The organism is bacterium, assembly GCA_030652805.1.
In the GTDB taxonomy this organism is placed as follows: domain Bacteria; phylum JAHJDO01; class JAHJDO01; order JAHJDO01; family JAHJDO01; genus JAHJDO01.
In genome coordinates this window covers 1-4818 of record JAUSPT010000009.1, presented here as the reverse complement: position 1 = coordinate 4818, position 4818 = coordinate 1, and the positions used below count along the sequence as shown (strand labels likewise).

General features: G+C 37.1%; 6 protein-coding genes. All 6 read right to left on the bottom strand.

Annotated elements, in window-relative coordinates; all coding sequences use genetic code 11:
- Positions 1 to 157: 157 nt before the first annotated feature.
- The 6 genes from Q7J67_00530 to Q7J67_00505 all read right to left on the bottom strand — a co-directional run bounded on the left by Q7J67_00530 (position 158) and on the right by Q7J67_00505 (position 4693).
- Positions 158 to 583 carry a hypothetical protein gene (locus tag Q7J67_00530; protein ID MDO9463781.1) on the bottom strand — a complete coding sequence of 142 codons (426 nt, stop codon included), beginning with the start codon at positions 581 to 583 and terminating at the stop codon, positions 158 to 160.
- 65 nt (positions 584 to 648) lie between these two features.
- Positions 649 to 1467 carry a hypothetical protein gene (locus Q7J67_00525; GenBank protein MDO9463780.1) on the bottom strand — a complete coding sequence of 273 codons (819 nt, stop codon included), beginning with the start codon at positions 1465 to 1467 and terminating at the stop codon, positions 649 to 651.
- 96 nt (positions 1468 to 1563) lie between these two features.
- Positions 1564 to 2271, bottom strand: coding sequence for a hypothetical protein (locus Q7J67_00520; GenBank protein MDO9463779.1), 708 nt, complete (start codon positions 2269 to 2271; stop codon positions 1564 to 1566).
- A 43-nt stretch (positions 2272 to 2314) separates the two neighbouring features.
- Positions 2315 to 4102: a hypothetical protein gene (locus Q7J67_00515; protein ID MDO9463778.1), complete on the bottom strand. Its 1788-nt coding sequence runs from the start codon at positions 4100 to 4102 to the stop codon at positions 2315 to 2317.
- An 18-nt stretch (positions 4103 to 4120) separates the two neighbouring features.
- A complete protein-coding gene (locus Q7J67_00510) occupies positions 4121 to 4315 on the bottom strand; it encodes a hypothetical protein (protein MDO9463777.1) in 195 nt (64 codons plus the stop codon).
- The gene (locus Q7J67_00505) at positions 4316 to 4693 is read right to left on the bottom strand and encodes an endonuclease VII domain-containing protein (protein ID MDO9463776.1); all 378 of its coding nucleotides are present in this window, start codon (positions 4691 to 4693) and stop codon (positions 4316 to 4318) included. It abuts the gene before it with no gap.
- Between the last annotated feature and the right edge of the window lie 125 nt (positions 4694 to 4818).

Genomic DNA, 4818 nt, shown 5'->3' with positions numbered 1-4818 from the left:
CTCTTCATAGAAACTACTTTATTCAAGCCATCTCTAACACATTTAATTATTGACTTTGGCTCTCTAGTAACTTCAGTGTAAAATTTCATCTTTTAATTCTCCTCCTTTATAATCGAGAAGGGGAGGTAATATTTCAACCCCCCCCCCCTAGTTTATCTTAAGATTCAGACTCACTTGGAAGTCGTCCAACTACACCTGGTAATTGTAAAACTTGATAACATACAGCATCTATTACTCCATCAACTGGTGTTACTGTTATCACCATCTTACCAGAAGTTGCTTTAAGTCCAGTAGAGGTCTGATACCTTGCAGGTGTAAAGCAAAAAGCCTTTGCACTATTTGTGGGAACGTTAACCGCGGCTAAAGCCTTTGCATACCAATAATTTCCCAAGGCAATAGTCACATTCACAGCGATAGTAACTGTAGTAATAATCAACACCATCTTCTTGCCAGGGCGTGTAGGAACAATTGTTAGAGTATCAGCTACACCAGAATCGTTAGCAGTAAAGGCAATTTTAGTACATGCGATTCCTTCATCACGTTCCAAGTCTATATTTGTAACGTCTATATTATGAACAGCCATTATATCTCACTCCTTTCTTAAAATTTTAAAAGAGGGAGTAATTTTTCTACTCCCCCTTCCCTAGATTAAATCAAAGCTTCTACAGCCCTTGACCAAGTAGCTACAACTATCTCATTTGGTCTTATGACTTTCGTTCCATAGATGTGTAGACCTTTTAAGGCATCACCGAAGTTCTTTTCGGGTTCAAAGGCTTTTGTCTTTGTTAACTGCTCCGCATAAGCAGCCGCTCTATAAGAACCACCGATAGCAACCGTAGCAGCAATATTAGCAGATTCATATAAGTCAAGTCCTAAAACATCGGTGACGAATCCATTAATATTACCCTTTAGGTCTTGAGCTTGATATACGCCAGCCAATAACAATTTAGTTCCAGCCCAAAAAGGTATAACCAACCATCTCATCTTCTTAGGAATAAGCGCTTCTTTAAGTGATAAATCACATTCAGCTATATTACCTATAATAGAGATTACATCTGTAGCTCCTGTTCCAACAACAGCAGTCAAGCCAGCAGCAGCAACCAATTCATTATAGACAACTAAATCGGATACATCCTTCATTTCATAAGCAGCTTCTTGGGTTGCTTCACCCATTAGGTTAGCATTCGATTGTAAAGCATCTACATCATTAACCCAGAAGTCAAAGTAGTCCGCCTTGTCTATCTTCAGGATCATTCCACTATCCGATAAACCTTGCATAACAAGATCAGCACCAGTATAAGTTCCAATGTTAATCTTTCCTATTCCTTGAATATGTACAGATTGCCCAAGTGTAGTAATTGGTGCATCTATCACGCATCTACAAACTTTACCAAATACGTGCTCTTTCTGCAGGTTAGTCATTATAGCCACATTCCAAAGTTCGGGTATACAATTTAGAATAGACATCTTGTCTAACTCCTTTCTTAAAAATTTTTATCTACTTACCCTTCTTCTTTCAAGTCTTTGAAGTTAGACTAAAGCCCACTCTTAACTAATGGGTAGTTATTTTTCCCAGGTCTTTTGAGATGCCTGTATTACCTCATAATGGTCTTTTATAAACTTTTCTCTCTCTGCCCCCGCGGGGATAGCTAATAATCTCTCCTGAGTAATAATTTCCTCTGGAGCAAGAGTCCCCTCCATGCCAACTTTAGGAATTTTCTTCCGTTCTGCTAGAGTCTTCTTGTACATTTCATGTCTCTCAGCAATGACAGGATCTTGTAATCCTATCTGATAAGCTTTCTCACCTGGATTGGTATCATTCTCAATTAAAGTTCTATTAGTAGAGTTCTCTGAAATTTGCCTCTTAGTTCCTTCCATAACATCATCGAATGATAATCCTTTACCATCTTTCTCTACAGTATGCTTTTTTATGGCTTCAGTAAAAGACTTGTTTACAAAGTTAGTTCTTTCTACTTCAGATGATTTGACAGTTTCTGCCTTATGCAAATCCATCAATTCCTGTTTTGTCTTTTTCTTTTCTGCCAGCAATTCAGCTCGAGTTACTGTTTCATTAAGGTCTTTTCCGTTACCCTCTGAAGAAAGCATAAGTTCTTGAATCTGCCCCTCTAGTTCAGTCAACTTAAGATTTTTTACAGCTAACTCACTTTGTATTTGCTGTCTAGCTCTAGTCTCACTTTGCTTATCAGTCATTAACCCTTTCCACTCTGTCTCAGTACGAGTTTTTTCCCCAACATTAATTTCTTCTGCCATTTCTTTTCTCCTTTTATTTTAAGTCCAAAAGTTGGACTAATCCCTATACCTTTTGTAATTTTCTTCGTGGCATTTGCTGAGGACGTTTCTGCTGAGCCTCAGCCTGTACTTGCTGTTGCATTAACTGCTTTTGCTCTTCCATAGATTGCTTCAATCTCTCCACTATCTCTTCTTTCCTTGGTAAATCTGAAGAATCTAACAAAATGTCAGGTGGTATCATACCTTCATATAATCTTGCTACTTCCATTAATATCTCAAAGTTAGCAAATCTGATAGTTGGATTACTAGGACTCTGTAAAATCGCAACCCCATACTTACCAACTTTTATTGATTTCATAGCCTGCACCATCTGATCTATGTTTGCTTCTATCTTCTTATCATCGGCTATAGCCACGATCTCTTGTGCAGAATATACATTACTGTGTCTGATTAAATCAATTAGAGTCTCGGCATAAATTTGCTGTGTCAACTTATAATTATCGAAAACAACTTCAGCACCAATTAATCCTTGAGTCTGTCTCTGTCTATCTAATATCCCTGAATCTTCTGGTTTCCCTATTCCTAACAAATTAGCATTAACAGCAGAAATCTCTTTAATATCATTTCCAGCCATCTGCTCTAAAGTAATATGAGCATGAGATAATGGAGTAGGAACTATCTTATCAGGCTTCGTAGTATCATAATCAATAACTACTCCTGGCTTCGAACCTACTTCTTCTAACTCACTTTTTTCAGCCCCCCCAGTTTTCTTATTAAACCAACCACTGTTTGCAGAAGTATTAACCAGATGTAATGATTGAGAACGTCTCTTATTCTTTTCATCCTGAGGAGACCTTAAATTACTTACCGGTGAGAAACAGATTCCATTAATCCAATAAGGAACAAAGCGCTGTAGTGGGAACTTAGTCATCTCTCCAAATGGTCTTTCTACTTCCTCTACTATGACTTTTCCAAAAGTAGTATCACAATGTAATACAGGAACTACTGCTTCTGCAACAGCAAAGACTGTCATCCTTCCTTCTTCTTCTGCCTGTCTACGGTCAACCTCTAACATGTGTTTCATCAAAGAAATTTTACTCTTATCTACTCTCTTACGTTCCATCGACATCTTATGAACCAAGTAAACAGCTTTTTCATAGGATCTCCACCATGTCTCTCTCAATCGAGCTTTATATAGATCTGGACTAGTCTTTCCTCCAGGTGGACGCCGAATGTCCCTCTTATCTAAATCATCAAACTTTTGATGTTCTAGATCATCTTTAGCTTTAGGATAAGTAATTTTAATCAACTCTTTATCTGCCCAATAAGACCGGATAATATACTTAGCTCCTTTATTAAGATCATAGCTTTTACATCCTGGGTCCTCTACAATATCAAAGGGGTTCACCCTCTCAATAATTAATTCTCCATTATAGGGATCATCCTCATAGTCAATATCAATGTTAATCCATCCCTTTATACCTACTATTCCATCTAGGAACATCATAGAACGTTCATAGATCGCATTAGAGACATCTTCAGTATGTTTACATAGTTCAGTAAATAGTTGAGCAACTAGTCGATTACCACCTTTTCTGGGGAATGCTGATACTTCTTGCCTGTTCTGTCTCTCATAACCGGTCAAAAGATTAATGGTAGGAAGAATCATGTTAATGGTTAAGTGTGGCCGTCCCCCTGCATTCAATACGGCTATATCTTCAGACTTCCACTGTTTATCTCCACCTTCATAGTAACCATAGTTCTTGATAGACTCTTGAACACATTCTGCATTCCCCTCTAATCCCTCTATCCAAAAACTTCTAAGTTTCTCTATCTTAGCCATTTGAGTCATTATATATACTCCTTATTATTATACACCTTTTTTTCTTCTCCATTGTCTAACTTCGGGCCGCTCTCTGTATTTTGTAACCTGAGGCTTTTTCTCGACCAAACACCTCATATCATAACCACATGCCTTACATAGTTGCTTATTCTTCTCCTCCACTGAACAAGTTCTATCTTCTATTACTCCACACTTATTACATTCAAACATATATACTGGCATTTACTTCTCCCCCAATAAATATTCTATTGCTTTTATCATTATCTTTGGATCATCATTTAGAAAACCAATACCAAGATTACAGTTATTACAGAGCAGACCCCGAATTTTACCTGTCCTATGATTATGATCAACTTTAGCATCAGAAGGCTTTATAAAAGACTTTCCACAAATAAGACATTTTCCATCTTGAGTTTCATACATCCTTAACCAATCTTCATGAGACAAACCATATTTTCTTTCTTTCCTACGTATCGCCTGTTTTTCCCGAATTTCTGGATTATTTCTTTTGTTTTCTTTTCTACGTGCTAGATATTTTTTCATAAATTCTGGATTATTCTTTCTTCTTTCTCTCATGTATATACTTTGTTCCTTAACCATATCATTTCCTTTTCGTTTCTAAACGTTTCTCTTACATCGCCATCATTGAGTCAGAATAACGACTACTTCTACCACCATAATATCTCTTAAAAGATTTCTCATCACTGCTCTTACCTACATCATAG

What these genes read in the sequence shown, in the direction of transcription:
- Q7J67_00530 (MDO9463781.1), bottom strand. Translation starts at nt 583, where the DNA reads ATGGCTGTTCATAATATAGACGTTACAAATATAGACTTGGAACGTGAT.
- Q7J67_00525 (MDO9463780.1), bottom strand. Translation starts at nt 1,467, where the DNA reads ATGTCTATTCTAAATTGTATACCCGAACTTTGGAATGTGGCTATAATG.
- Q7J67_00520 (MDO9463779.1), bottom strand. Translation starts at nt 2,271, where the DNA reads ATGGCAGAAGAAATTAATGTTGGGGAAAAAACTCGTACTGAGACAGAG.
- Q7J67_00515 (MDO9463778.1), bottom strand. Translation starts at nt 4,102, where the DNA reads ATGACTCAAATGGCTAAGATAGAGAAACTTAGAAGTTTTTGGATAGAG.
- Q7J67_00510 (MDO9463777.1), bottom strand. Translation starts at nt 4,315, where the DNA reads ATGCCAGTATATATGTTTGAATGTAATAAGTGTGGAGTAATAGAAGAT.
- Q7J67_00505 (MDO9463776.1), bottom strand. Translation starts at nt 4,693, where the DNA reads ATGGTTAAGGAACAAAGTATATACATGAGAGAAAGAAGAAAGAATAAT.